Below are 26,140 nucleotides of genomic sequence, written 5' to 3'. Positions count from 1 at the left end.
CCGCGGCATGTCCGGAGGGAACCGATCATGACCACTGCGGCATACGACTTCGACACCCCCGTCGACCGGTACGGCACCTGGTGCGTCCAGTGGGACGGCATCGCCGACCGTTTTCCCGTGCCCGATCTCCTCCCGTTCACGATCTCCGACATGGACTTCGCCTGCGCCCCCGAAGTCCTCGACGCGTTGCAGCGGCGGGTCGCGCACGGTGTCTTCGGCTACACGGACTGGCGCAACGACGACTTCCGCGGCGCGATCCGCGACTGGTTCAAGCAGCGCTACGACACGGAGGTCGACCCCGACTCGCTCGTGTACGCCCCCTCCGTGCTCAGCCAGGTGTCGCAGCTGCTGCGGATGTGGAGCGCGCCGGGGGACGGGATTGTGGTGCACACCCCTACGTACGACGGGTTCCGCAAGGCGGTCCTCGGCCTCGGCCGGGAACTGCGCGGCGTGCCCCTGGAGGATCCCGGACTGGCGCTGCTGGAGGCCGAGTTGGCGCGGCCCGACAGCCGGGTGCTGCTGCTCTGTTCCCCGCACAACCCGACCGGGCGGGTGTGGACCGACGCCGAGCTCGCCGCGACGGCCGAGCTGTGCGAGCGGCACGGCGTCGCCGTCATCAGCGACGAGATCCATGCCGACCTCACCCACGACGGGTACGTCCACCGGCCCTGGACACGGTACGGGCGGGGGCGCTGGGCGCTGGTCACCTCGGGCACCAAGGCATTCAACTTCCCCTCGCTGAGCGGCAGTTACGGCTTCATCGGCGACCCGGACGAGCACGCGGCCTTCGTGGCGCGGATGAACACCGGGGAAGGGCTCGCCTCGCCCGCGGTGCTCTCGCTCACCGCGCACATCGCCGCGTACCGGGAGGGCGAGGCGTGGCTCGATGCCGTGCGGGCCTATGCGTACGGGAACCTTCGGGTCGTGGGGGAGCGGCTGAACGCGGCCTTCCCCGAGCTGGGGTGGGTCCCGCCGCAGGCGGGGTATCTCGCCTGGATCGATCTTCGTCCCGTGCTCGGGGAGGGGGTCGGCGACGAGGCGCTCCAACGGGAGCTGGTGGAGCGGCAGGGGGTGGCTGTGATGCCTGGCGGGACGTATGGGGCGCCCGGGTTCGTGCGGCTGAATGTGGGGTGCCCGCGGGCGAAGGCGGAGGCGGGGGTTGCGGCGTTGGTGCGGGGGGTGAGGGCTGTGCGGGGGCTTCCCCAGTCCCGCCCCTTCCCGTAACCAGGTCGCGGCTCGTCCTCAATCGCCGGACGGGCTCTATATCGCCCCTCAGAACGCCAGCTGGGCGATTTCTTCCGCCACCACCGCGCACGCGTCCGCCGCCGGGTCGATCAGGGGGAAGTGGCCGACGTCCTCAAGCAACGTGACCCCGACGACCTCACCGGCTTTCGCGGCAGCGTCGGCGTACGCCTCGGCGACGGCCTGCGGTACGACGATGTCGGTGCGGCCCTGGACGACGGTGGTGGCGATGCCGGTGGGCAGCAGGACGGCCGGGTCGGCATGCGCGAGCCGCTCCTCGAACAGCTCCTCGGCGTCGCCGAGGAACTGCCGCACCGCCCCCGAGCAGACGTCGAGTTCGTCCGCCACCCGCAGGTCGGCGATCGGCGCGAGGGCCACCACGCCCCGCAGCGGTGCGGGGCGGGCCCGGTACCAGCGGGAGCCCTCCGGCAGTACGTGCCGTGCCGCCGCCCACAGCGCGAGCTGGCCGCCGGCCGAGTGGCCGGTCACCACGACCCGCTTCGGGTCGGCCATCGGCAGGGCCTCGCGGGCCAGGTCGGGCAGCGCGTCGAGCGCGGCGGCCACGTCGTCGAGGGTCTCGGGCCAGCGCCCCGCGATCGGCCCGGCGGCGCCCTGCGCCGGGATCGGGCCGCCGGGCGAACTGCCCTTGCGGTACTCGACGTTGGCGACGGCGAAGCCGCGCCGGGCCAGGAAGTCCGCGAACGGTGTCACGTGCAGGCGGTCGTACGGCGCCCGCCACGCCCCGCCGTGCAGCACGACGACGAGCGGCGCGGGGCGGTCCCCGGTGCCGCGCGGGGCGTAGAAGTCGACGATCTGGTCCGCGTGCGTGCCGTACGCGGCGGTGCTGTCGGGCGGCACCGCGGGATGCGCGAAGGCGGCTGCTTCCTCGGCGGCATCGCGGGCCACGGCGGCGTCGTCCGGCATGCGGCAACCCTCCCAAACTCGCCCGGGCGTCCGCCCTCCGGGCCCCGGTGGCAACAGACCGGCGACCGGAGGGCGTTCGAATCATGATCCAGATTTGCCGGACGGTATCAGGACCCGCCCGGCGCCCGAGCCGTCAGGCCCCCTAGAGGCCCTCGGGTGCTTCTTCCGGCGCCTCCTCCAGTGTGTCCGCAAGGGTGTCCGCGAGGACCCGCGCGGCGCGCTCCGCGTCCGCGAACGACACGTACAGCGGAGTGAAGCCGAAGCGCAGCACGTCCGGCGCGCGGTAGTCGCCGACCACGCCCCGCTCGATCAGCCGCTTCATCACGCCGGCGGCGTCCGGGCAGCGCAGCGCGATCTGGCTGCCCCGCTCGGCGTGCGCGGCGGGCGTGATCGACTCGACCCGCCCCTCGGGGACGTACGCGGCGACGCACTCCAGGAAGAAGTCCGTCAGGGCCAGGGACTTGGCGCGCACCGCCGCCGCCGACACCCCCTCCCACACGTTGAGCGCCGCGTCGAACGCGAGCAGCGACAGGATGTCGGGGGTGCCGACCCGGCCGCGCACCGCGTCGTCGGCCGGTTTGTACTCGGCCCGCATCCCGAAGGGCTCGGCGTGCGAGTTCCAGCCGGGCAGCGGCGAGTCGAAGCGCGGCTGGTGCTCCTTGCGCACGTACAGGTACGCGGGCGAACCCGGGCCACCGTTCAGGTACTTGTAGGTGCAGCCGACCGCCAGGTCCACGCCGTGCTCGTCCAGGCCGATCGGCAGGGCGCCCGCCGTGTGGCACAGGTCCCAGACGACGAGGGCGCCCACGGCGTGCACGGACGCGGTCAGCCCGGGCAGGTCGTGCAGCCTGCCGGAGCGGTAGTCGGCGTGGTTGAGCAGCACGGCGGCGGTGCGCGGACCGAGGACGCCGGGCACGTCCGCCGGGACGGCCGGGATCAGCCGGCAGCCGGTGAGGCGGGCGGCGGACGCGGCGATGTATCCGTCGGTGGGGAAGGTGGTGGCGTCGACGACGATCTCGTCGCGCGCCGGGTCCGGGCCCGGGTCCGGCGCGTCCCCGCGGGCGATGCGGACGGCGGCCACCAGCGCCTTGAAGACGTTCACGCTGGTGGAGTCGGCGACGACGACCTGGCCGGGGGCGGCGCCGAGCAGCGGGGCGAGGCGGTCGCCGATCCGCTCCGGCGCGGTCCACCAGCCGCTCTCCTCCCAGGAGCGGATGCGGAGCTTGCCCCATTCGCGGGTGATGACGTCGGCGACGCGGGCCTCGACGTTCGCGGGCAGGGCGCCCAGCGAGTTCCCGTCCAGATAGACGGTGTCGTCGAGGACGAACTCGCCTCGTTTGGCGGCGAGTTCGTCCTTGGCGTCGAGCAGTTCGGCCCGCTCCCGCAGCTGCGCGTACGTCTCCTGTGCCTGGTGCGTCTCAGACATGGCTGCGCGCCGTCCACAGCTCCGGGAACACGTTCTTCGTGGCGCGTTTCTCCAGCCAGGCCACCCCGGCGGAGCCGCCCGTGCCGGTCTTGGAGCCCATGGCGCGGCGGGTGGCGACCAGGTGGTCGTTGCGCCAGCGCCAGACCAGCTCGCCGACGTCGGTCAACGCCTCGCCGAGCCGGGCGAGTTCGTCGCCCTCGTCCCCCGCGTACAGGGCCGTCCACACGGCCTCGACCTCGGGCGACGGCTCGTACCTGCGGGATATGTCGCGCTCCAGGACGGCGGCCGGGATCGGGTGCCCGCGCCGCGCGAGGAGCCGCAGCACCTCGTCGTACAGGCTCGGCTCCTGCAGCGCCTTCTCCAGCTCCGCGTGCACGCGCGGGGCGCCGCGGTGCGGCACCAGCATGGACGCGGACTTCTCGCCGAGCAGGAACTCCATGCGCCGGTACATCGCCGACTGGAAGCCGGAGCCCTCGCCGAGCGCGCCCCGGTAGGAGTTGAACTGGGCGGGGGTGAGCTGGCCGAGCGGCTTCCACGAGTGGTTCAGCGCCTCCAGCTCGCGCACCGACCGCTTCAGCGCGGCGATCGCCACCGGCACGTCGTCCTCGCGCAGCGCACGCGCCGCGGTCTCCCACTCGTGCACGATGACGGTGAACCACAGCTCCATGACCTGCGTGGTGACGAGGAAGACCATCTCGCCGGGGTCGTCGGACCGCAGGTGCTGGAGGTGGGTGAGGACGTCCGCCTGGACGTAGTCCTCGTAAGGGGTGGTGCCTGCGAAGTCGAGGTTCGGGCTCTCCGGGCTTTCGTCGTCCGTGGTCACGGACTGTGGCCGGGTCTCGTGCGCCGCGTGCGCCTCGTAGGACATCGCTTACTCCTAGATGCGTACTCCGGGTAGCGGTCCGCCCCTGCCGGTACCGGCACGGGGGCCCCGGTCCCCACCCGCATCCTCCGCAACATCCCCGGAAACAGCAAGACCTGCCTGGTCACACTGGGTGTCCAGGCAGGTCGTGGGTACGCGCGGGCGCTGCCGGGCTCAGCCCAGGGTGTCCGCCGCCGTCGCCGAGGACTCGCGCAGGAACGTCGAGCACCGCTCGTACTCCTCCTGCTCGCCGATGGCGCCCGCCGCCCGGGCGAGGGCGTGCAGCGCGCGCAGGAAGCCGCGGTTCGGCTCGTGCTCCCACGGCACCGGGCCGTGGCCCTTCCAGCCGCTGCGGCGCAGGGAGTCCAGGCCGCGGTGGTATCCCGTACGGGCGTACGCGTACGACTCGACGACGCGGCCCGCCTCGTACGCCTCGTCGGCGAGGCGTGCCCACGCGAGGGAGGACGTCGGGTACTTCGCGGCGACGTCGGTGGCCGGCGTGCCGCCCGCGAGGAGCTCGCGGGGCTCGGGGTCGTCGGGCAGATGGGTCGGGGGCGGTCCCCCGAGCAGATTCTCGTGAATGGCCATGGGCCAAGTCTGCTCCATGCGGGCCCTGCCGGTGGCCTCCCCAACCCGCCCCTTCCCGTAACCAGGGGGCTGCCGCCCCCTGTGGGGCGGAGCCCCAGTTCGGGAAGGGGCGGGGTTGGGGAGCCCCCCGGCAGGGCCCCGCGTAGTACCTGCGACGGACCCCGCACAACCCGTCCCGGAGGGGACGCGACCCGCGGCCCCCGGCCCGTACCGTCTACCGCGTGACCGAGAAACCGCGCAGCCCGGAGTTCCACCTCGCGCAGAACGCCCTCCAGGGCCTGCGCACGGACCTCTTCCACGACGCCTTCGCCTACCGCCCCCTGCCCCCGCTGAGCGCGGACGCCGCGCCACTGCAGTGGGTGCCGAAGCGGCTGCGCAGGTACGCGATCTGGTTCCCGCACGCCGTGGTGCTCGCGATGGCCCTGCTCACCTTCGCCGTCGCGTACACGGAGACCCCCCTCGGAACCGGCACCAGCGACCTCACAAAGATCATTCTGGGGCTCGGTCCGGCGGCCGCGGTGGCGGTGACGCTGGTGCGCCCGGTGCTCGCCTGGTGGCTGTCCCTGGGCCTCGCCCTCGTCACGGCGGCCGCGGGCGACGGCACCGACTATCCGTGGACGTCGGGCTCCCTCACGGGCCACACCGCGGTCATGGTGGTGGTGGCGGCGCGCACCCGGCCGCGCACGGCGGCCTGGCTGTGGGTGCTCACGGCCGTGTTCTCGGTCGTCGCGGAGGGGGCGGGCTCGCGCTACGCCACCAACACCGGGCCCATGCTGGTGTTCAGCGGCATCTGCGTCGCCCTGGTCACCCTGGTCACCGTCAACCGCAACACCCGCCGCGAGGTCGCCGCCGAACGCACGGTCACCGCCGTCGAGCGGGACAAGCGCACGCTGCTCGAGGAGCGCACCAACATCGCCCGTGAGCTGCACGACGTCGTGGCGCACCACATGTCGGTGGTCGCCATCCAGGCGGAGGCCGCTCCGTACCGTGTCGAGAACCCGCCGCCCGAGCTGGAGCAGGCGTTCGCGACGATCCGGGAGAACGCCGTGATCGCCCTGACCGAGCTGCGCCGCGTCCTCGGTGTCGTACGCGCGGAGGACTACGAGGCCCCCGACGCCCCGCAGCCGACCCTCGCCGACATCGGCCGGCTGCTCGACAACGTGCGCGACACCGGCCTGGACGTGGAGAAGGTCGTCACCGGCGCGGTGCGGGAGCTGCCGCAGGGCGTGGAGCTGTCGGCGTACCGCATCGTGCAGGAGGCCCTCAGCAACAGCCTGCGGCACGCGCCGGGCGCGACGGCACGGGTGGAGATCGGCTATGTGCTCGGCGGCCTCGGGCTGCGTATCGTGAACGGTCCCGCGACCGGGTTGGCGAAGCCGTCGCCGGGGGCCGGGCACGGCATCACCGGCATGCGGGAACGTGTGACGATGCTGGACGGCGAGATGACGGCGGAGCCGACCGCCGACGGCGGGTACGAGGTGACGGTGTTCCTGCCGGTGCCGGTGGAGCCTCCCGCGGCGGCGGACGCCACGAAGACCCTCTCCCTGGCCAAGCACGACAAGCCCGCCGGAGGCGACACCGCATGACCCGCACCATCCGTGTCCTGATCGCCGACGACCAGATGATGGTCCGCGAGGGCTTCTCCGTCCTGCTGAACGCCATGCCGGAGATCGAGGTCGTCGGCGAGGCGGTGAACGGCCTCGAAGCCGTCCGGCGGGTGCGCGAACTCGCCCCGGACGTCGTCCTGATGGACATCCGCATGCCCGAGATGAACGGCATCGAAGCGACCCGCGAGATCGTCGCGGACGCGTTGGTCGAGACGAAGGTGCTTGTCCTGACGACGTTCGACCTGGACGAGTACGTGTACCAGGCGCTGCGCGCGGGCGCGTCCGGCTTCCTGCTCAAGGACGCCTCGGCCCGGCAGCTCGCCGACGGCGTACGCGTGGTGGCCGCCGGTGAGGCCCTGCTCGCGCCGAGCGTGACGCGCCGCCTGATCACGGAGTTCTCGAAGCTGTCGGACAACCCGCGGCTCATGGCGTCCGCGCAGGCGCGGGCCCAGTACGGGGAGCTGACCGAGCGCGAGACGGAGGTCCTGGTGCTCATCGCGCAGGGTCTTTCGAACGCCGAGATCGCCGCGCGGCTCGTCGTCGCCGAGTCCACGATCAAGACGCACGTCAGCCGGGTCCTGGTGAAGCTCGGCCTGCGCGACCGCACCCAGGCCGCCGTGTTCGCGTACGAGGCACGGCTGGTCACGCCGGGCTGAGCGGGGCTGGGCGGGCGGGGCTGGTCAGGCCGGGCGGGCGGGGCTAACGTCCCTTCATGGACGCCCCCTTCGACCCCTGGTCGCCCGCGTTCGTGGCGGACCCCTATCCCGCGTACGCCGCGCTGCGCGCCGCCGGCCGCGTGCACCACTACGCGCCGAGCGACCAGTACCTGATCCCGCACCACGCGGACGTCGCGGCGCTGCTGCGGGACCGGCGGCTCGGCCGCACCTATCTGCACCGGTACAGCCACGAGGAGTTCGGCCGCCAGGCCCCGCCGCCCGAGCACGAGCCGTTCCACGTCCTGAACGACCACGGCATGCTCGACCTGGAGGCACCGGCGCACACCCGCGTCCGGCGCCTGGTGGCGAAGGCGTTCACGCCCCGCACGGTCGAGCGGCTTCGCCCGTACGTCGAGGGCCTCGCGGACGAGCTGGTGCGGGGGCTCGTGGCCGACGGGGGCGGGGACCTGGTGGCGCGGGTGGCCGAGCCGCTGCCCGTCGCGGTGATCGCCGAGATGCTGGGCATCCCGGAGGCGGACCGGGGGCCGCTGCGGCCCTGGTCGGCGGACATCTGCGGGATGTACGAGCTGAACCCGGGGGAGGAGACGGCGGCCCGGGCCGTGCACGCGTCGGTCGAATTCTCCTCGTACCTAAGGGAGTTGATCGCCGCTCGGCGCAGGGAGCCCGGCGACGACCTGATCAGCGCCCTCATCGCCGCCCACGACGAGGGCACCGGCCACGACGAGGGCGACCGGCTCAGCGAGCAGGAGATGATCTCGACCTGCGTGCTGCTCCTGAACGCGGGCCACGAGGCCACCGTCAACTCCACCGCCAATGGGTGGAACGCTCTCTTCAGCCATCCCGAACAGCTCGCCGCCCTGCGCGCGGACCCCGAGAAGCTGCTGCCCACCGCCGTGGAGGAGTTGCTGCGCTTCGACACGCCGCTCCAGCTCTTCGAGCGGTGGGTGCTCGACGACATCGAGGTCGGCGGCACCCGGATCCCGCGCGGCAGCGAGGTCGCGCTGCTCTTCGGCTCCGCCAACCGGGACCCGGCCGTGTTCGCCGCCCCCGACACCCTGGACCTGGCCCGCGCCGACAACCCGCACATCTCCTTCAGCGCGGGCATCCACTACTGCGTCGGCGCGCCGCTCGCCCGGATCGAACTCGCCGCCTCGCTCGGGGCGTTGCTGCGCCGGGCCCCGGACCTGCGGCTCGCGGCGAAGCCGACGCGCAAGCCGAACTTCGTGATCCGGGGCCTGGGGGAGCTGCTCGTCGAGTGCTGACAGGCTCTCAGCCCGCCGCCATGTCCCGCCTGCGCAGCCCCGCGAGGCCGGTCGCCGTGAACACCACCGCGAGCCCCGTGAGCAGCAGCACCGGGCTCCACGTCATGTCCGATCCCGGCAGCTTCGGCAGGTGGGAGAACGGCGACAGGTTCAGCACGGGCTGCGGTACGTCCAGGGCGGGGCCGATCCAGCCGATGAGCAGGGCCAGGCCCGCGGCTCCCCAGGCGGATACGGCCAGTTGGGGCGAGACGCCGTGGAGCAGCACGGCCAGCGAGCCGATCAGCCAGATCGCGGGGAGCTGGACCAGGCAGGCACCGACGACGGGGCCGACGTCCTTCCCGTACCCGAGGGCGAGACCGCAGGCCGCGAGCAGCATGATCAGCGCGGCGCCCGCGAAGGCGACGACGAGGTGGCCCGCCGCCCAGCGGAGCCTGCCGACCGCGTTCGCGAGGACCGGCTCGGCGCGCCCCGAGGTCTCCTCCCCGTGCAGCCGAAGCACCGAGGCGACGATGTAGAGCGCGCCGACCATGCCGATGAGGCCGACGATCGCGGCGAGGAAGGCGTCGGTGAGCCCGGTCTGGCCGCCCATGCGCTCGAAGATCTGGCGCGTGTTGTCGTTGTCGCCGACCAGGTCGGTGGCGCCCTCCGTCATGCCGCCGAAGACGACGCCCGCGGCCAGGAAGCCGAGGCTCCAGCCGACGACGGCACCGCGCTGCAGCCGCCAGGCCAGCGCGCCCGCCGTGCCGAGCCCGCCGCGCGCGGGGCCCGGCCGGGACGGCAGGAAGCCCATGCCGACGTCGCGCTGTCCGGCGAGTTCGTACGCGGCCACGCTCTGGACGCCGACGGCGCCCGCGAACAGCAGCAGCACCCACCACCGCTCGTCGCCGAACGACCGCAGGTTCTCCAGCCAGCCCACCGGCGAAAGCCACGTGAGCGGCGAGGAGCCGTCGGCCGTCGCCGAGTCGCCGGCCGCGCGCAGCACGAACGCGGCGCCGAGCAGCGCCGAGGTGAGGCCCTTGGCGAGCCGGGCGCTCTCCGTGAACTGGGCGACGATCGCCGCCATCGTGGCGAACACCATGCCCACGCAGGCGATGCCGGCGCCGAGCGCCAGCGCGCCCGCGGCGCCCTGGCCCGCGAGTCCGGCGGCCACGAGCAGGCCGAGGAGCGCGTTCGCGGCGAGCGCGGTGAGCAGCGCGGAGGTCAGCGGCGCGCGGCGGCCGACCATGGCGGAGGAGATCATCTCCTGGCGGCCCGACTCCTCCTCCTCGCGCGTGTGCCGTACGACGATCACGAGGCTCATCACGGCCGCGAGCACCCCGGCGAAGGTGCCGGCGCGCCAGGCGGTGAGGCCGCCGACGGACTGGTCGAACAGCGGGCCGTAGAGGGCGCGCAGGGAGGCGTTGGTGGCCAGCGAGTCCATCAGGTCGGCGCGCTGGGCCGCGGTGCCGTACACCTCCTTCAGGGTGTTCGGCATGCTCAGGACCATCAGCGCGATGACGGCGAGCCACACCGGGATGATGACGCGGTCCCGGCGCAGGGCCAGGCCCAGCAGGGGCCGGGTGCCGGTCATGCCTCCTCCTGGTAGTGCCGCAGGAACAGTTCCTCCAGGGTGGGCGGGGTGCTGTTGAGGGTGCGTACGCCGGACTCGGTGAGCGCGCGCAGGACGGCGTCCAGCTTGTCGGTGTCGACCTGGAGCGCCACGCGGCGGCCGTCGATCTCCAGGTCGTGCACGCCGGACAGGCGGGAGAGGCCGTTGGGCGCGCCCGCGAGTTCGGCGCGGACGCTGGTGCGGGTGAGGTGGCGCAGGTCGGCCAGTGAGCCGGACTCGACGGTGCGGCCCTTGCGGATGATGCTGACGCGGTCGCAGAGGCTCTCCACCTCGCTGAGGATGTGCGAGGACAGCAGGATGGTGCGGCCCGCGCGGCGCGCGTCCTCGACGCAGCCCTGGAAGACCTCCTCCATCAGCGGGTCCAGGCCGGACGTCGGCTCGTCCAGGATCAGCAGCTCGACGTCGGAGGCGAACGCGGCGACCAGGGCGACCTTCTGGCGGTTGCCCTTGGAGTAGGCGCGGCCCTTCTTGGTCGGGTCAAGCTCGAACCGCCCGATGAGGTCGGCGCGCCGCCGCTTGTCGAGGCCGCCTCTCAACTTGCCGTAGAGGTCGATGACTTCGCCGCCGGACAGGTTGCGCCACAGGGTGACGTCGCCCGGTACGTACGCGAGGTGCCGGTGCAGTTCGACCGCGTCGTGCCACGGGTCCCTGCCGAGGAGCTGGGCGGCGCCGGAGTCGGCGCGCAGCAGGCCGAGCAGGACGCGGATGGTTGTGGACTTGCCCGAACCGTTGGGCCCGAGGAATCCGTGGACCTCGCCGCGCTCGACGTCGAGATCGAGGCCGTCGAGCGCGTGCGTCCGGCCGAACGACTTGTGCAGCCCGGAGACGGTGAGTGCCTTCGTCATGTTTTTGAACGTACGCTGGTTTCACAAATTTGTGAAGTTAAGGAATCGCATAAACTCGGGTGTGTGCCGGGACGAGCAGGACGAGCGGGGAGAGCCGGGGAGATGATCTACGGATGAGCACGGAACGGAACGAGGGGCGCGAGGAGGATCTGGCGGCCGCCTCCCGCTTCACCGAGCAGTTCGCCGCGCAGCTCGTGTGGGCCGGGATGCCGCGGATGCCCGCGCGGGTGTTCGCCGCGCTGCTCGCCTCCGAGTCCGGGGCGCTGACCTCGGCCGAGCTGGGGGAGCGGCTGCAGGTCAGCCCGGCTGCGGTGTCCGGGGCGGTGCGCTATCTGACCCAGCAGTACATGGTCACGCGGGAGCGGGCGCCCGGGTCCCGGCGGGACATCTTCCGGGTGCACAGCAACCAGTGGTACGAGGCGGTGACGAACCGGGACGCCGTGCTCCAGCGCTGGGAGGCGGCCCTGCGGGACGGCATCGCCGCCCTCGGCCCCGACTCCCCGGCGGGCCACCGCCTCCAGGAGACCCTCGCGTTCTTCGAGTTCGTCCAGAAGGAACTCCCAGGCATGATGACCCGCTGGCGCACCCACAGAGAGTCCCTCTTCGGCCCCCAGAACTGACGCCGACGGTGCCCGTGACGTCTGCGCTCAGCCGGGCAACGTAAGCCCCCAAGCCTGCGGCCGAACCTGCCACGTCCGGGTCCGGACTGGGCCCGTGACCACCGCGTCGGCGCGGTACCGGAAGTCCGGCCCGGACACAGTCACCAAGCGGGCCCGCGCCCGCACGGGCGCGATCTCCGCCCCGACGGAAGCCGGATGCACCTCGACCCGGGCGAACCCCCCGCCCCCGGGCACCACGGACACCCCCTCGACCGGCTGGTCGAGATCGACGAGGGTCACCCCGTCGGCCTCGACCCGCAGCCGCGAGGGCCCACCCGGCACCACCCGCGAGGGCCGCGCGCCCAGCGTCCGCACCAGCGACTGACACGTCCGCAGCCAGGCGTGCCGCTCCCCGCCCGCCCCGCCGGCCGAGGCGTCCTGCGGCCCCACCGGCGGGATCCGCACATCCCCGAGCACCACCCCGTCCCGGTCGTCCACGAGCAGATCGAGCCGCCGTGGGGTCCCCTCCAGGACGGCCCGCGCCGCGGCGACCGCCCCGGCGGGCACGCCGAGCCCCCGCGCGAGCCGGACGGCGGACGCGGCCGCGCCGACGGGGACGACGGACAGGACGGCGGACGCCAGCGCCCGCTCCCGGTGCAGCACGGCCACCGCCCGCAGCAGCGCCCGGTCGTCACCGACTACCACCGGCCGCCGAGAACCGCGTTTGACCAGCGCTTTCGCGAATTCCTCGGGCCCTTCGGGCAGGCACAGCTTGACGCCCGCGCCCGCGCCAAGCACGTCCTTGGCGATGCGTACGGACTCCCCGTCCGTGCGCCGGGCGACCGGGTCGATGACCACCAGAAGCTGGTCGCGAGCCGACACGTGCGCCCTTTCTTTAGTCCTCGGGTAGCATCTTTGTGCAAGAGCCCCTTGCGCTATTGCGCCAGGGGCTTCGTCTATTCCGGGGCAACCAAGGCACACCCACACCGGCGGCACAATGCCTCCGGCTGCGGCCCCTGACCTTGGACATGCCCCGCCCGGAAGGGGTGTACGCCTGTGCCCGCACTCGTGCTGCTCGGTGCTCAGTGGGGTGACGAAGGCAAGGGAAAGGCCACCGACCTGCTCGGTGGCTCCGTGGATTATGTAGTGCGCTATCAGGGCGGCAACAACGCCGGCCACACGGTTGTCGTAGGCGACCAGAAGTACGCGCTGCATCTCCTCCCTTCCGGGATCCTCTCGCCGGACTGTGTCCCGGTCATCGGCAACGGCGTCGTCGTCGACCCGTCGGTCCTGCTCTCCGAGCTGAGCGGGCTCAACGAGCGCGGCGTCGACACGTCGAAGCTTCTGATCAGCGGAAACGCGCACATCATCACGCCGTACAACGTGACGGTCGACAAGGTGGGCGAGCGCTTCCTCGGCAAGCGGAAGATCGGCACGACCGGCCGCGGCATCGGCCCGACCTACGCCGACAAGATCAACCGCACCGGCATCCGCGTCCAGGACCTCTACGACGAGTCGATCCTGAAGCAGAAGGTCGAAGCGGCCCTGGAGCAGAAGAACCAGCTCCTGACGAAGGTGTTCAACCGCCGCGCCATCGAGGCGGAGCAGATCGTCGAGACGCTCCTGGAGCACGGCGAGAACATCAAGCAGTACGTCGCCGACACCACGCTGATCCTCAACGACGCGCTCGACCAGGACAAGGTCGTCCTGTTCGAGGGCGGCCAGGGCACGCTCCTGGACGTGGACCACGGCACGTACCCCTTCGTCACCTCGTCGAACCCGACCGCGGGCGGCGCCTGCACGGGTACCGGCGTCGGCCCGACGAAGATCAGCCGCGTCATCGGCATCCTGAAGGCGTACACGACCCGCGTCGGCGCGGGCCCGTTCCCGACGGAGCTGTTCGACGCCGACGGCGAGGCGCTGCGCACCATCGGCGGCGAGCGCGGTGTCACCACCGGCCGCGACCGCCGCTGCGGCTGGTTCGACGCCCCGATCGCCCGCTACGCGACCCGCGTGAACGGCCTGACGGACTTCTTCCTCACCAAGCTCGACGTGCTCACCGGCTGGGAGCAGATCCCGGTCTGTGTCGCGTACGAGATCGACGGCAAGCGCGTCGAGGAACTCCCGTACAGCCAGACGGACTTCCACCACGCGAAGCCCGTCTACGAGATGCTGCCGGGCTGGTCCGAGGACATCACCAAGGCCAAGACCTTCGCGGACCTGCCGAAGAACGCGCAGGGCTATGTGAAGGCCCTGGAGGAGATGTCCGGCGCCCCGATCTCCGCGATCGGCGTGGGCCCCGGCCGCGACGAGACGATCGAGATCAACTCGTTCGTCTAGCGCGGCCGCGTACCACCGCCGCCGGTCCCGGGTTCCGGTTCGAAGACAGGCTCTCAGGCCCTGCCCGCGCACCGGCGGCGGTAGTACGCGTACGTGAGGATCAGCAGCAGCGGTCCCCACAGGGTCAGCAGGCCGCTGACCGTCATCGCCAGGACGTTCCAGCCCTCGGCGTAGGGCCAGCCGGCGGGTCCCTCGGTGACGGCGCCGACCAGCCAGTGCACGGTGAGCGCGCTGAGGGCGAGGCCGCCGGCGGTCGCGGGGACGATCACCGCGGCGGGCGGGATGCGGCGGCCGCGAAGGCGGGGCACCCAGTGCGGCACGACCTCGCCCCAGCCGCGGACGAGGCCGAAGCAGAGGTGCGCGAGCAGCTCCGAGAGGATGCTGAGCGTCAGCACGTACGGGATGTTCCACACGGACTCGGGCAGCCGCTCCCCGCCCATGGGGAAACCGAAGGGGATGGGCAGCCGCCAGACGCAGACGGGCAGGACGACCAGGGGAATGGCGTGGGCGACGCGAACGGCCCAGGCCGGGACGGGGCGTTCGGTGCGCGTCGGGTGCGTCGGGTGCGTCGACGGGCGGGTCTTCGCCTGCGTCTGCGGGTGCGTTGTGGTCATGCGTCCAGCCTGTCCGGCCCGCCGCTGACGGGAATCGGCGCCGCGGCGGATCATGCTCCGCCGCGCGGATGAGGCGGGCTCCTACTCCTCGCCGCAGATCCGCAGGCCCTCCGGTGTCGCGCACGGCAGCTGGCCGTGGGTGCGGATGACGTCCTGGCCGCTGCCACGGGTCGCGTACGCGAGGAACTTGGAGGCGAGGGAGTCGGCGGGCGGCTCCCCGTAGGTGTACGCGTACTCGATCTCGCGGTAGGCGTAGCCGCTGACCGCGATGCCGTCGAGGGCCGCCGCGCGGCCGTCCAGGCTGAGGCGGTGCAGGCCCTCGCGGCCGGACGCGGCGCGCAGCTCGCTGTAGCCGACCGCGCCCGGCAGGCGTTCCACCGCGTCCAGGACCTGTTGGGTGGAGTTGAGTTCGCAGCGGATGACGGGTGCCTCGGGGTCGTCCTTGCGGGTGCAGTCGTCGGACGACTCGCGGACCTCGAACGCGCCGTCCAGGACCCGGCGTTGGAGGGTCTGGCGGGTGCCCGAGCTGAACGTGCGGCTGACCAGGACGACGGGCAGGTCGGGGCCGCCGAGCTGTTTCCAGTTGCGGATCTCGCCGCGGTAGAGGCGCCGTACGGCGGCGGTGGAGAGGTTCCTCAGGGTGACCTTGTCGTTGACGGCCAGGGTGAACACCGAGAGCGCCACGCGGGTTTCGCTCAAGGGCGGGCGGTCGGGCGCGGGGTCGTCGGTCGCTGACTCGTCGGTCGCGGGGTCGTCGGTCGCCGGGCCGTCGGAGAGGGCCACGATCGGCGGCGATCCCTCGGCGCGCTCCCCGGCCGCGATCAGCTCGGTCACACCGTCGCGGCTGCCGTGGCTGCTCACGGTGATGCGCGCGCCGGGGCAGTCGTCCTCGTACTTCGCCTTCAGCTCCTCGGCGACGGGCTTGAGGGCCGTGGAACCGGTGAGCGTCAGCTCGCCCTTCGCGCACTCGATCGGGGCCCGGTCCTCTTCGGTCAGCAGGATCATGGCGGCGAGCGTGACGACGGACGCGGTGAGCAGCGCCGTCAGGACCTTCGCGGGCCCGCTGAACAGCGGCGGCTTGTCGTCGGGTGTCGTGGACCGGTTCGGCTGCACGGCGCCCGCCTGGATGCCCCCGGAGACGATGACCTCGCTGCCGACGGCGCCGCCGGTGAGCAGCACCAGCAGCTTGTAGTGCTGGCCCCGGTTCAGCGGTACGCGCGGTATGTGCAGCGTCGAGCCCTCGTACCGCAGTCCCGCCGACGGCGTGAAGTGCTCCATCAGGTGGTCGGCGCCGACCTGCGCGGTCACGGCGAGGCCGCGCACGGTGCGGCCGGTGAACACGGCCGTGAGCCCGTGCAGCGCGCGCCCGGTGTAGTCGGCGTCGGAGATCGACTGGGATCCGTCGTTCTCCACCCTCAGCAGCACGAGCGTCGCGTCCGACATCTCCGGCGTCTCGTCGAAGAGCCCGAGCCGCGCGTTCGCGCCGCCGGTGCGCACGTTGTCACCGATCGCGGTGTCCATCTGCACGCGGTAGCCGACGCGTTTGCGGCGCGGCACGCGGCGCTCGTACCAGATCGCCCCGAGGGTGGCGAGCAGCCCGAGCGCGGCGGTCAGGACAGCGACGACGTTCTCGGGGCTCAACCAGTCCACGGGCGCACGCTACGGAGGCGCCCCCGGAGCGGGGAACGCCCCGGCGGGGGACTTCGCCGTTCCGTCGCCGGACGTTCGTGAGCGGTTCAACTTCCTTACGGAAGCGGTCAGTTGCTCAGCCGCCCTTGGTGTACGTCAGCGCGCGGGTGCCGTCGGTGTTGACGCGGTGCAGTTCGCCGCTCGGCAGGATCGTGACCACGGTCGGCTTGCCGGGGTCGCACGCCGGGGGCCCGCCCACGGTGACCGTCGTCGGGCCGATGTGCAGCCGGTCGTCGCTCGCGGACACCAAGCTGCCCTGGAACACGCAGTGGTAGGTGCCGCCGCCCGCCAGCGGCCCGTCGGCCGTCATGGAGAGGACGGTGTCCCCTTCCTCGCCCTGCTGAATGGTCAGCACCCGCGTGCTGGTCCCGGCGTCACCGCTGACCGTGCCGTTCCAGGTGCCGAGGAACTTGTCCGGCACCGTCTTGTTCGAGGCCACCGACGTGGACGGCGAGGGGGTCGGCGCGGAGTCGGACTCCGAGGGGGTGCCGGGTGTCTTCGGCGCGCTGCTCCCGCGGTTCTTGCCGTCGCCGCCGCCGCGCGCCTTCGGGTCGCCGTCGTCGCCCTTCATCACCGCGTACACCGTGCCGCCCGCCCCGAGGGCCACGACCAGCGCCACCGCGACGAGCAGCGCGGTGGAGCGCCCGCCGCGCCGCGGCGGGTCGACGGGCGGCGGTCCGTACGGGGGAGTGGGCCCGTACGGAGGCGTCGCACCGTACGGGGGCTGCGGATGCGGATACCCGTACGCGGACCCCGGCGCCTGCGGATACCCGTAGGCGGGCGAGTGACCGGGCGTGGGGGTCGGCGCGGGCGGCATCCCGCTGACCATGGTGGGGAGGTGATTGACGGGGGTCTGGCCGGGGGTGCCGGGAGGGGGCGGGGTATCGGTGGAACCCTCCGGTGCGGAGGGTTCGGGTTCCCTCTGGACGTCGGGAGTGTGCTCCGGGACTTCCGGGTCACCGGACTCCGACCCCGCCCCGGCTGCCTCCGGGTCCTCGATCTCCAGCAACTGCACAGCGTGCCGCCCAAGCTGGGCAACCAGGGCCCCCGGGAGCCAAGGCTCCAAGGACTTCCCCTCGGAGAGGGTGTCCTCCGCCCCGGTCCGGGCAAGTATCTCGTCCAGCGAGGGCCGGTCCCCGGGCGCCTTGGCGAGGCAGGACTGAACCAGCTCCCGCAACTCCTCGGGCAGGGCCGAAAGCTCGGGCTCCTCCTGCGCGATGCGGAACATCAGCGCGTGCACCCCGCTGTTGGCGGTCCCGAACGGCAGCGCCCCCGTCGCGGCGTACGCGAGCACGGACCCCAGACAGAAGACGTCGCACGCCTCCGTGACCCGGTCCCCGCGCACCTGCTCGGGCGCCATGAAGCCGGGCGACCCGACGAGCGCCCCGGTCCGGGTGAGCCCGCCGTCCGTGACGGTCTCGAGCGCGCGGGCGATGCCGAAGTCGATGACGCGCGGCCCGTCGATGGTGACGAGGACGTTCGACGGCTTCAGGTCGCGGTGGATGAGCCCGGCCGCGTGGATGTCCTTGAGGGCGTTGGCGAGCCCGGCGGCGAGGATGTTCACGGACCGCTCGGGCAGCGGCCCGTGGTCGTGCGAGACGACCCCTTGGAGCGAGGGCCCGGCGACGTACCCCGTGGCGACCCAGGGGATCGCCGCCTCCGTGTCGGCGTCGAGCACCGGCGCCGTCCACGCCCCGCCGACCCGCCGCGCGGCCCCCACCTCCTGCCGGAAGCGCCCCCGGAACTCCTCCTGCGCGGCCAGCTCCTCGCGCACCAACTTGACCGCGACCGTGCGGCCGCGGTCGGACCGCGCCAGATACACCTGCCCCATGCCGCCCGCGCCGAGCCGCGCGAGCAGACGGTAGGCACCGATCCGCTGCGGATCCCCCGGCCCCAGTTTCTCCATGGCCATCGGCGCCGTCCTCCCCCTGTGTTCCTGCGGTTTTCAAGCCACCTTCGCGTGGCGACTCTCCGTGCACCGCTGTGCAACAGACCGAGGATAGTGCCGTGGTGGGAGGGGCGCCCCGGGCTTACCTCTACGGTTCCGTAACGGCGGGCTCCAGTCCCGCGAGGGCCTCGGAGAGCCGCTCCAACGCCAGGGCGGTTTGCGCGAATTGTTCGGCTCCGAGGGCGTCTTCGAGGCGCCCGGCGAGATCGGCGTGCCCGGGCTCGATCTTCGCGACGGCGGCCCGCCCCTCGTCGGTGGGCCGCAGGAGCTTGGCGCGGCGGTGCGCCGGGTTGGGCACGTACTCGGCGAGCCCGCGGCGTACCAGCAGATCGGCCACGCGCTGCACGCTCTGCCGGGTGATGCCCATGGCGCGGGCGACCCCGGCGACGGACAGGGGCTCGCGCAGGACCGCGCCGAGGACCTGCCACCAGGCGGCGGTGAGCCCGGCCGGGCGGGCCAGCTCCTCCGACACGGAGAGGAACTGGCCGTTGAGCCGGAAGACGCTCAGCGCGGTGCTGCTGAGCAGGTCCTGCGCGTTCCCGCTCACGATGCGAGGACCTCGTACGCCGTCGGGTCCGAGTCGTGGAACAGCCGGTACCACGCGTCCAGCTTCTCGCCCTCGAACGCGCCCATGCGCTTGAGGACTTCGCGGGCGAAGGCGACGGGCTCGGTCGGCCCCGCCGTGATCAGGTCGCCGTCGGTGACGGCGTCGGACTCGACGTACCGCTCGGCGCCCTTGTAGCCCGTCGCGTCCAGGTACATCGAGACGGCGCTGGTGTGCGCGCGGTCGTCGAGCACGCCCTCGCGGGCAAGACCGGCCGTGGCGCCGCAGATCGCGGCGACCGGCACGCCCGCGTCCAGGAAGGAGCGGGCCGCGCGGGCGAAGGGGGCGAGCGAGTCGCCCGTGTCCCACAGGTCGGCGCCCGGCAGGATCAGCAGCTCGCTGTCCTCGGGGCGCAGCTCGTCGAGGGCCAGGTCCGGCTGGACGCGGACGCCGCCGACGCTGGTGACGGGCTCGCGGGTGAGGGCGACGGTGCGCAGCTCGTGTCCGGCGCGGGCCAGATACGCCGTGGCGTAGCCCGTCTCCCAGTCGGCGAGGGTGTCGTAGACGGCGAGGTGAACGGTGCGGGGACGCTGCGCGCTGTGCGGGGCCTGGCTGTTCATGGTGACCTCCACTGGGTGACCGCCACTGGGTCTGATGTAAGTATGCTGTCATTATGACAGTGTGCTGTCAATGGCGCTGTTTAACCTCGGTCAGGGGCCGCGTTAACCCGCCCCTCCCTAGCGTCCCGGTCATGGATCTGACGACTCTCGCCGCCCATCTCGGTCTCGATCTGGCGGCCGTCTCGCTGCTGACCTTCGGCGTCTTCTGCCCACGGCACCGCAGGCGTGAGCTGGTCCCCGCGTATCTCGCCCTGAACGTCGCCCTGTTCGCGGTCGTCGCGGCCCTCTCGGAGGCGTCGGGCGGCGGCGGGCTCGCGCTCGGCTTCGGGCTCTTCGGCGTCCTGTCGATCGTCCGGCTGCGCTCCGACGCGGTGCGGCACCAGGAAGTGGCGTACTACTTCATCACCCTCGTCCTGGGGCTCCTGTGCGGGCTGCCGGGCCTCTCGCTGCCGATGGCCGCGGGCCTCGCGGCGGTGCTGCTGCTCGTGATGTACGTCGGCGACCACCCCCGTCTCTACCGGCGCGACCGGCGGGCCCTGGTGACCCTCGACGCCGTGTACCGCGAGGAGGACGCGCTCCGCGCCGAACTGGCCCGGCGGCTCGGCGAGCCGCTCGGCGGCGGCTGGGGGAGCCGCTCGGCTGGACGGTCCAGGAGGTCGACTACGTACGGGACCTCATGGTGCTGGAAGTCCGCTTCCGTCAGCCGGAACCTATGCCGCACGATGGGGAGTTCGTACGAGTGACCCCGCCGTCCCCGCCGTACGCCAAGGAGGCCGTGTGAAACCCGCCGAACGCGCCCTGAGCCGCGCCGCGCTGGCCGCCCACCCCGTCTCCCTCGACGAACTCAACGCCCGCGCGGAGCTGCTCGCCCGCTACGACAACAGCTACCTCGTCCCCGTGGAGATCTTCGAGGACTTCGCGGCGCTGCTCACCGACCCGCGCCGGCCCTGCGGCGCGTTCCACGCGCTGAGCATCGGCGGCCGCCGCTCGTTCGGGTACCACTCGACGTACTACGACACCCCCGCCCTGGGCACGTACCACGACCACCGCCAAGGCCGAAGACTCCGCTACCGCGTCCGTGAGCGGGTCTACCAGGACAGCGGGGAGCGGCAGTTCGAGATCAAGCTGAAGACCGGGCGCGGCGAGACCGTCAAGCACCGGCAGCGGATGTCGGGCGACGACCACGCCCTGGACGACGCCCGGCGCGGGTTCCTGGCCGGGGTGCTGCGCGGCTCGTACGGCATCGACGCCCCCGCCGGCCTGACCCCCTCCCTCGTCACCGACTACCGCCGCGCCACGTTCGTCGCCGACGGGCAGCGGGTGACGTGCGACGCGGCCCTTGTGGTACGGGACGTGGCGACGGGCCGCACGGCCGCGGCCGACGGCGGGCTCGTCCTCGTCGAGACGAAGACGCGGGGCCGCCTCACGGAGGCCGACCGGGTGCTGCACCGCTATGGCCTGCGCGCCGCCGAATTCACCAAGTACTGCGGCGGTTTCGCGGCCGTCCGGCCCGACCTCGGCGTCAACCGGTGGGCCCGGGCGGTGCGGACGGTGTTCCCGCGAGCGGGAAGGTGAGCGTGACGCGGGTCGGCCCGGCCGCGACGGCGAACGTCCCGCCCGCGTCCTCGGCGGTCCGCCGCGCGATGTCGAGCCCGAGCCCGGTGGACCCGCCGCCGCTGGCGCCGCGGGCGGCGGCCGCGTGTCCGTCCGGGAACCCCGGCCCGTCATCGGCGACGGTGAGCCGGGCCCACCCGCCCGCCTCCTCGACGACAATCCGGAATCCGGTGCCTTGGGGGGTGTGATCGAGCACGTTCCCGATGAGCGCATCGAGCGCGGCGGAGAGCTCGTCCGGGGGGACGGGCACGAGTATCTCTTCCGCGCTGTGCCGCGGTCTGTCGGGCTGCTCCCCGCTGTGGGCATCCGGCCTCCACCCGGGCTTCCGGTCCGGCTCTTGTTCCCGCCCCCTGCTGTGGGCAGTCGTTCCGCAGGGCGGAACGGGTGGGCACAGCCCAGGCCGACGGTGCGTTTGATGTGGGGGGTGACCAAGGCCGACGGCGTCAACGGTCAGCGAGCGGCCCTGGTCCTCGGCCAACGGAAGCCAGAAGGCAGCCCGCTCGCGGGCGACATCGGCAAGGTCGGCGCACGGCGCGCCCCGCAGGGGCAACCGAGCCCGACGGATCACGTCGTCCACACTGCGCTCCAGCGCGGACACATCCTCGGCGATCCGCCGAGCCTCCCCCGCGTCCCGCAACGACTCCGCGTCCAGCCGCAACGCGGCAACAGGCGTACGCAGCCGATGCGCGAGATCGGCGGCATTCTCACGGGCAGTCTCCCGCTCAGCGGTGAGCAGCTCGTCAATACGCCCGGCAAGCCGGTTCAACTCCCCGGCGACGAGCCGGAGTTCGGGCGGCCCATCAGGCACGGCCCGAGCCGTGAGATCCCCCGCGGCGAGCCGGTCCGCCGTGCGGGCAAGCCCCCGCGTCGCCCCCACGAGCCGCGCCCCGAGCCGATCGGCGAGCAGCAGCCCGAGCAGCACAAGGCCCACGCCGATCCCGGCGAGCACAAGCCAAGAGGTGAGCGTACCCGCGTACAACTGCCGCTCGGTGAGGGCGACTTGAACGACGGCGGTCCCGTCGGCGGCCCCGTGCACGGGGACGAGGACCTGCCGCCCGCCGGTCGAGGGCTCATAGGTGAAGGCACGCCCGGTACGGGCGAGCCGAATGGCATCGGAACCGGAACCGGAACCGGCGTCGGACCCGGCACCGGGCCCGATGACAGTCCCGTCGGCGAGGACGAGCGAAGTCCGGGGCAGCCCGGACCCGTTGACCCCGGCGACGGTCTGCTCCGCGGTGGGCCGCTCCGCGGCCGAGGCGAGCGCGGGCCCAATGGCATGCGCCACCCACTGCGCGCGGGCGGTGGCCTCGGCGGTGGCACGGTCGGCGGCGTGGCTGCGGGTGAGGAGGGTGAGCGGGACGAGCAGGGCGGTGAGGACGAGGGCGGTGGTGGCGGCGGTGAGCAGCAGCAGCCGACGACGCATCAGAGGGGCCCGTCGGGGAAGTCGCCCTCGGGCCGCGGGGACGAGGCCGCGTCCGGCGCCGCGAGTTTCACGCCGACCGTGCGGACGGTGTGCAGATAGCGCGGGGCCTGCGCCGTCTCGCCCAGTTTCCGGCGCAGCCACGACAGGTGGACGTCGACCGTCTTGTCGGCGCCGCCGAGCGGCTGGTGCCAGACCTCGGCGAGGAGTTCGCGGCGTGAGACGACCTGCCCCGCGCGCCGCGCGAGATGGGCGAGAAGGTCGAACTCGCGCGGCGTGAGCTCGACCGGCACCCCGTCGAGGGCGACCTCACGCGCGGCCGGGTCGACGCACAGCCCGCCCACCCGCAGCGGCGCCTCCCCCTCACCCCCGCCGAGCCGCCGAAGCACCGCCTTCACCCGGGCGTCCAACTGCGCGGCTCCGAACGGCTTCACGATGTAGTCGTCGGCCCCGTCGCCGAGGAGCGCCACCATCTCCGGCTCCTCGTCGCGCGCGGTCGCCACGATGACGGGTACGTCGCTGACGGCCCGCAGCATCCGCAGCACCTGCGCCCCGTCCACGTCGGGAAGCCCGAGGTCGAGCACGACGAGGTCGGGCCGGTGCGTCACCGCCGCGTCGAGCCCCGTCATGCCGGTGGGCGCCGTCGCGACGGCGTGGCCCTTGTCGCGCAGGGCGCGGACGAGGGCGCCGCGCAGCTGTGGGTCGTCCTCCACGACGAGCAGGTGGGCCATGGGGCCACGGTAGCCACGAGTTGGCCCCGGATTCGCCGCGGGTTCACGCCGGAGTGGGGGGCGGGGGCCGACCTTAACCGGGTCCTTAACCGGACGTTAGGGAACCGTGGGGGACAGTGGCTCCATGGGGAAGTGGCAAGGAGCCGTGGTGACCGCGGTGTGGGTGGCCGCGGGCACGGCGGCGGGGGCGCTGGGCGCCTGGCAGTTGGCGAGCGCTGATTCCGGCGGGGCCGCCCACAGCAGGCCCTTGGACGAGGGGGCCGTGCGGCGGGCGCTGGCGGACACCCCGAACGCCCCGTCGGCTTCCCCCTCCCCGACCCGTACCCCTGCCCCCTCTGCCTCTGCCTCTGCCTCGCCCTCTCCCTCCCGTTCGGGCCCGGCCGAGCCGACCCGTCGGGCCGTCGAACGGTCGACGGTCCGGTTCACCGGCGGAACGGCGACGGTGGAGTGCCGCTCCGACGGCACCGTCCGCCTGATCTCCTGGAGCCCGGCCGACGGCTACCACATAGACGACGACGTCACCCGGGGCCCGGCCGCCACCGCCCGCCTGGAGGCCGAGGCCAACGACGACGACGAACGGGACGACCTGACGTACGAAATCCGCTGCACCTCGTCCGGCCCCCACGCCCGGGCCGTCCCCGAGGCGGACGACTAGAGCGTGCCCGAGGGCGTTCGCACCGGCTAGCCGATCGTCAGGTTCTTGTACTGGATCGTGACGGCCTGCTCGTTGCCGGTCGGGGGGTTTTCGACCTTGACGACCCTGGGCTCTTGCAGGGTGTACTGCCTCGTCACGTTGCCCGCGTAGTCCAACCCGTCGAGGGACGCTGTCCCGGGCTGGGTCTTGCCGTCGATCAGATCGGTGAACTGCTGGGACTGTTCGGCGCCGCGGACCACGGTCACCGTGCCCGTCTTGTGCTCGCCGGGGATGAGCGTGTTGGAGGGAACCTGCTGCGTGGGCTCGTCCGCCGTCGGCCCGGCGGAGACTTCGGCGAGGATCTCGGTGCCGCCGTCGACGCTCAACTGGACCCTGTGAGCGACGAGGCCGTCGCCCTCCTGGAGGTTCGACTCCCCGCCCCCGGACCGGGAGGACAGTTCCGAGCGGTCCTTCGCACCGTTGCCGGACGGCTTGGCACGCGGCTCGGCCTTCCGGGACGAGCCGGCGCCCGACGCGCCGGTGTCCGAGGACTCGGAGCCGCACGCGGTCAGCAGCCCCAGGGACAGTAAGGCCGCGGTGGCCACCGCCGCTATGCGGCGGCGCGAGCTGATGGTGGAACGGGTCATGGGGAGACTCCCTGAGCTGTCGGCGGCTGCGTATGTCGGACGGCTTGAGTCTGCGAGCCGTCCGGTCCCGGCCACCACAAAAAGCGGGCAGAATGGGAAGCCGGAACGCACTTTCCCCCGCTGACCAGGCGAAACGAAGCACGGGTGGAACGCCGGAGCGGGACGCGTGACGCAGGGGGATGGGAACGCACCGGAAGGTGCTCTGCCGGACGACGCCCGACAGAATGTCGCGTTCCCGGCGAGCCGCCAGACAGGACGCCCATGGCCCGTCCACGGAGTGGACATTTACCCTCGGCCCCATGACCCCTCAGCCAAACCCGCAGCTCGGCGCAGCCGTCTCCGCGGCGGACCGCGCGCACGTGTTCCACTCCTGGTCGGCCCAGGAGCTCATCGCCCCGCTCGCCGTCGCCGGCGCGGAAGGCTCGTACTTCTGGGACTACGAGGGCAACCGGTACCTCGACTTCACCAGCGGACTCGTCTTCACGAACATCGGCTACCAGCACCCGAAGGTCGTCGCCGCGATCCAGGAGCAGGCCGCGACGATGACCACGTTCGCGCCCGCCTTCGCCCTGGAGGCCCGCAGCGAGGCCGCCCGCCTCATCGCCGAGCGCACCCCCGGCGACCTGGACAAGATCTTCTTCACCAACGGCGGCGCCGAGGCCGTGGAGAACGCCACCCGCATGGCCCGGCTGCACACGGGTCGCCCCAAGGTGCTCTCCGCCTACCGCTCGTACCACGGCGCCACCTCCGCCGCGATCAACCTCACCGGTGACCCGCGCCGCTGGCCGTCCGACACCGCGTCGGCGGGCGTCGTGCACTTCTGGGCGCCCTTCCTGTACCGCTCGCCGTTCTACTCCGAGAACGAGACGCAGGAATGCGAGCGGGCCCTCCAGCACCTGGAGGACACCATCGCCTTCGAGGGCCCCGGGACGATCGCCGCGATCATCCTGGAGACGGTCCCCGGCACCGCAGGGATCATGCCCCCGCCGCCCGGCTACCTCGCGGGCGTCCGCGAGCTGTGCGACCGGCACGGGATCGTCCTCGTCCTGGACGAGGTCATGGCGGGCTTCGGCCGCACCGGAAAGTGGTTCGCGGTCGACCATTACGAGGGTGTCGTACCGGACCTGCTGACCTTCGCCAAGGGCGTGAACTCCGGGTACGTGCCGCTCGGCGGCGTCGCGATCTCCGGCGCCATCGCCGAGACCTTCGCCCGGCGGCCCTACCCGGGCGGGCTCACCTACTCCGGGCATCCGCTGGCCTGCGCCGCCGCCGTCGCGACGCTCAACGTCATGGCGGACGAGGGGGTCGTGGAGCACGCGGCGCGGCTGGGCGAGGAGGTGGTGGGGCCCGGCCTCCGCGAGCTGGCCGCGCGCCACCCCTCCGTGGGGGAGGTCCGCGGGCTCGGCATGTTCTGGGCCCTTGAGCTGGTACGGGACCGCGAGACCCGCGAACCCCTCGTCCCCTACAACGCGACCGGCGAGGCCAACGCCCCCATGGCGGCGTTCGGCGCGGCCGCGAAGGCGAACGGGCTCTGGCCCTTCATCAACATGAACCGCACCCACGTCGTACCGCCGTGCAACATCACGGAGCCCGACCTGAAGGCCGGTCTCGCGGCCCTCGACACGGCCCTGGACGCCGCCGACGCCCACGTGGCCTGAGGAGCGGGCCGTCCGGCCGGTCCTGCGGGGCCCCCGGGTC

General features: G+C 72.8%; 25 protein-coding genes. 10 read left to right on the top strand and 15 right to left on the bottom strand.

Going from position 1 to position 26,140, the window contains the following annotated elements:
* Nucleotides 1-27 precede the first annotated feature (27 nt).
* Entirely contained in the window at nucleotides 28-1,224 is a 1,197-nt protein-coding gene (locus tag STRAU_RS02955) for a MalY/PatB family protein (protein WP_016638740.1), read from the top strand.
* Nucleotides 1,225-1,272: 48 nt separating this feature from the next.
* Here the strand turns inward: STRAU_RS02955 and STRAU_RS02950 are convergent, their stop codons facing one another.
* The 4 genes from STRAU_RS02950 to STRAU_RS02935 all read right to left on the bottom strand — a co-directional run bounded on the left by STRAU_RS02950 (nucleotide 1,273) and on the right by STRAU_RS02935 (nucleotide 5,042).
* Nucleotides 1,273-2,166 carry an alpha/beta hydrolase gene (locus STRAU_RS02950; protein WP_016638739.1) on the bottom strand — a complete coding sequence of 298 codons (894 nt, stop codon included), beginning with the start codon at nucleotides 2,164-2,166 and terminating at the stop codon, nucleotides 1,273-1,275.
* 142 nt (nucleotides 2,167-2,308) lie between these two features.
* Nucleotides 2,309-3,592 (bottom strand): kynureninase, encoded by a 1,284-nt coding sequence (gene kynU, locus STRAU_RS02945; RefSeq protein ID WP_016638738.1) that lies wholly within the window; start codon nucleotides 3,590-3,592, stop codon nucleotides 2,309-2,311.
* Nucleotides 3,585-4,460 carry a tryptophan 2,3-dioxygenase family protein gene (locus STRAU_RS02940; protein ID WP_016638737.1) on the bottom strand — a complete coding sequence of 292 codons (876 nt, stop codon included), beginning with the start codon at nucleotides 4,458-4,460 and terminating at the stop codon, nucleotides 3,585-3,587. The genes kynU and STRAU_RS02940 overlap by 8 nt, the downstream gene beginning before the upstream one ends.
* Nucleotides 4,461-4,628: 168 nt before the next feature.
* Entirely contained in the window at nucleotides 4,629-5,042 is a 414-nt protein-coding gene (locus STRAU_RS02935) for a DUF3151 domain-containing protein (protein WP_016638735.1), read from the bottom strand.
* Between the two features lie 221 nt (nucleotides 5,043-5,263).
* On the opposite strand from STRAU_RS02935, the gene STRAU_RS02930 reads away from it, so the two are divergent.
* Genes STRAU_RS02930 through STRAU_RS02920 form a run of 3 tightly spaced genes read left to right on the top strand, consistent with a single transcriptional unit; the run spans nucleotide 5,264 to nucleotide 8,588 of the window.
* Complete coding sequence (locus STRAU_RS02930) at nucleotides 5,264-6,628, top strand: histidine kinase (protein WP_016638734.1); 1,365 nt, start codon at nucleotides 5,264-5,266, stop codon at nucleotides 6,626-6,628.
* Nucleotides 6,625-7,305, top strand: a complete 681-nt coding sequence (locus tag STRAU_RS02925) for a response regulator (RefSeq protein ID WP_016638733.1) — start codon at nucleotides 6,625-6,627, stop codon at nucleotides 7,303-7,305. Before STRAU_RS02930 ends, STRAU_RS02925 begins: the two co-directional genes overlap by 4 nt.
* 56 nt (nucleotides 7,306-7,361) lie before the next feature.
* The gene (locus tag STRAU_RS02920) at nucleotides 7,362-8,588 is read left to right on the top strand and encodes a cytochrome P450 (RefSeq protein WP_016638732.1); all 1,227 of its coding nucleotides are present in this window, start codon (nucleotides 7,362-7,364) and stop codon (nucleotides 8,586-8,588) included.
* A 7-nt stretch (nucleotides 8,589-8,595) separates the two neighbouring features.
* On the opposite strand, the gene STRAU_RS02915 is transcribed toward STRAU_RS02920, so the two are convergent.
* Nucleotides 8,596-10,158: an ABC transporter permease gene (locus tag STRAU_RS02915; protein ID WP_016638731.1), complete on the bottom strand. Its 1,563-nt coding sequence runs from the start codon at nucleotides 10,156-10,158 to the stop codon at nucleotides 8,596-8,598.
* Nucleotides 10,155-11,042: an ABC transporter ATP-binding protein gene (locus STRAU_RS02910; RefSeq protein WP_016638730.1), complete on the bottom strand. Its 888-nt coding sequence runs from the start codon at nucleotides 11,040-11,042 to the stop codon at nucleotides 10,155-10,157. The genes STRAU_RS02915 and STRAU_RS02910 overlap by 4 nt, the downstream gene beginning before the upstream one ends.
* 113 nt (nucleotides 11,043-11,155) lie before the next feature.
* On the opposite strand from STRAU_RS02910, the gene STRAU_RS02905 reads away from it, so the two are divergent.
* Nucleotides 11,156-11,662: a GbsR/MarR family transcriptional regulator gene (locus STRAU_RS02905; protein WP_016638729.1), complete on the top strand. Its 507-nt coding sequence runs from the start codon at nucleotides 11,156-11,158 to the stop codon at nucleotides 11,660-11,662.
* Between the two features lie 27 nt (nucleotides 11,663-11,689).
* Here the strand turns inward: STRAU_RS02905 and STRAU_RS02900 are convergent, their stop codons facing one another.
* Nucleotides 11,690-12,523 carry a hypothetical protein gene (locus tag STRAU_RS02900; RefSeq protein WP_037657203.1) on the bottom strand — a complete coding sequence of 278 codons (834 nt, stop codon included), beginning with the start codon at nucleotides 12,521-12,523 and terminating at the stop codon, nucleotides 11,690-11,692.
* A 174-nt stretch (nucleotides 12,524-12,697) separates the two neighbouring features.
* Here STRAU_RS02900 and STRAU_RS02895 point away from each other — a divergent pair, with 174 nt between their 5' ends.
* Complete coding sequence (locus STRAU_RS02895; protein ID WP_016638727.1) at nucleotides 12,698-13,981, top strand: adenylosuccinate synthase; 1,284 nt, start codon at nucleotides 12,698-12,700, stop codon at nucleotides 13,979-13,981.
* 53 nt (nucleotides 13,982-14,034) lie between these two features.
* Here STRAU_RS02895 and STRAU_RS02890 read toward each other — a convergent pair whose 3' ends face one another.
* From STRAU_RS02890 to STRAU_RS02870, 5 genes are all read right to left on the bottom strand, one after another.
* A complete protein-coding gene (locus tag STRAU_RS02890) occupies nucleotides 14,035-14,595 on the bottom strand; it encodes a hypothetical protein (RefSeq protein ID WP_016638726.1) in 561 nt (186 codons plus the stop codon).
* 81 nt (nucleotides 14,596-14,676) lie between these two features.
* Nucleotides 14,677-16,245 (bottom strand): substrate-binding domain-containing protein, encoded by a 1,569-nt coding sequence (locus tag STRAU_RS02885; RefSeq protein WP_016638725.1) that lies wholly within the window; start codon nucleotides 16,243-16,245, stop codon nucleotides 14,677-14,679.
* 115 nt (nucleotides 16,246-16,360) lie between these two features.
* Complete coding sequence (locus tag STRAU_RS02880) at nucleotides 16,361-18,190, bottom strand: serine/threonine-protein kinase (RefSeq protein WP_037657230.1); 1,830 nt, start codon at nucleotides 18,188-18,190, stop codon at nucleotides 16,361-16,363.
* A 130-nt stretch (nucleotides 18,191-18,320) separates the two neighbouring features.
* Complete coding sequence (locus STRAU_RS02875) at nucleotides 18,321-18,779, bottom strand: MarR family winged helix-turn-helix transcriptional regulator (protein ID WP_016638722.1); 459 nt, start codon at nucleotides 18,777-18,779, stop codon at nucleotides 18,321-18,323.
* Nucleotides 18,776-19,396 (bottom strand): type 1 glutamine amidotransferase family protein, encoded by a 621-nt coding sequence (locus tag STRAU_RS02870; protein WP_037657201.1) that lies wholly within the window; start codon nucleotides 19,394-19,396, stop codon nucleotides 18,776-18,778. Before STRAU_RS02870 ends, STRAU_RS02875 begins: the two co-directional genes overlap by 4 nt.
* Before the next feature lie 131 nt (nucleotides 19,397-19,527).
* Between STRAU_RS02870 and STRAU_RS02865 the strand changes: the two genes are divergently transcribed.
* Both STRAU_RS02865 and STRAU_RS02860 read left to right on the top strand, forming a co-directional pair.
* Nucleotides 19,528-20,139 carry a DUF4956 domain-containing protein gene (locus STRAU_RS02865; RefSeq protein ID WP_016638720.1) on the top strand — a complete coding sequence of 204 codons (612 nt, stop codon included), beginning with the start codon at nucleotides 19,528-19,530 and terminating at the stop codon, nucleotides 20,137-20,139.
* Between the two features lie 34 nt (nucleotides 20,140-20,173).
* On the top strand, nucleotides 20,174-20,971 hold the full coding sequence (locus STRAU_RS02860; protein ID WP_016638719.1) for a VTC domain-containing protein: 798 nt from the start codon (nucleotides 20,174-20,176) through the stop codon (nucleotides 20,969-20,971).
* Here STRAU_RS02860 and STRAU_RS42200 read toward each other — a convergent pair.
* Nucleotides 20,919-22,433 carry a sensor histidine kinase gene (locus tag STRAU_RS42200; RefSeq protein ID WP_052028925.1) on the bottom strand — a complete coding sequence of 505 codons (1,515 nt, stop codon included), beginning with the start codon at nucleotides 22,431-22,433 and terminating at the stop codon, nucleotides 20,919-20,921. The genes STRAU_RS02860 and STRAU_RS42200 overlap by 53 nt on opposite strands.
* Complete coding sequence (locus STRAU_RS02850; RefSeq protein ID WP_016638718.1) at nucleotides 22,433-23,161, bottom strand: response regulator transcription factor; 729 nt, start codon at nucleotides 23,159-23,161, stop codon at nucleotides 22,433-22,435. Before STRAU_RS02850 ends, STRAU_RS42200 begins: the two co-directional genes overlap by 1 nt.
* A 124-nt stretch (nucleotides 23,162-23,285) precedes the next feature.
* On the opposite strand from STRAU_RS02850, the gene STRAU_RS42195 reads away from it, so the two are divergent.
* The gene (locus STRAU_RS42195) at nucleotides 23,286-23,816 is read left to right on the top strand and encodes a hypothetical protein (protein WP_158692000.1); all 531 of its coding nucleotides are present in this window, start codon (nucleotides 23,286-23,288) and stop codon (nucleotides 23,814-23,816) included.
* 26 nt (nucleotides 23,817-23,842) lie between these two features.
* On the opposite strand, the gene STRAU_RS02840 is transcribed toward STRAU_RS42195, so the two are convergent.
* Complete coding sequence (locus STRAU_RS02840) at nucleotides 23,843-24,442, bottom strand: hypothetical protein (RefSeq protein WP_016638716.1); 600 nt, start codon at nucleotides 24,440-24,442, stop codon at nucleotides 23,843-23,845.
* A 299-nt stretch (nucleotides 24,443-24,741) separates the two neighbouring features.
* Between STRAU_RS02840 and STRAU_RS02835 the strand changes: the two genes are divergently transcribed.
* Nucleotides 24,742-26,100, top strand: coding sequence for an aspartate aminotransferase family protein (locus tag STRAU_RS02835; RefSeq protein WP_037657197.1), 1,359 nt, complete (start codon nucleotides 24,742-24,744; stop codon nucleotides 26,098-26,100).
* Nucleotides 26,101-26,140 lie beyond the last annotated feature (40 nt).

Origin of the sequence: Streptomyces aurantiacus JA 4570, from assembly GCF_000414115.1 — a bacterium.
In the GTDB taxonomy this organism is placed as follows: domain Bacteria; phylum Actinomycetota; class Actinomycetes; order Streptomycetales; family Streptomycetaceae; genus Streptomyces; species Streptomyces aurantiacus_A.
This window is presented reverse-complemented; position numbering and strand designations above follow the sequence as displayed.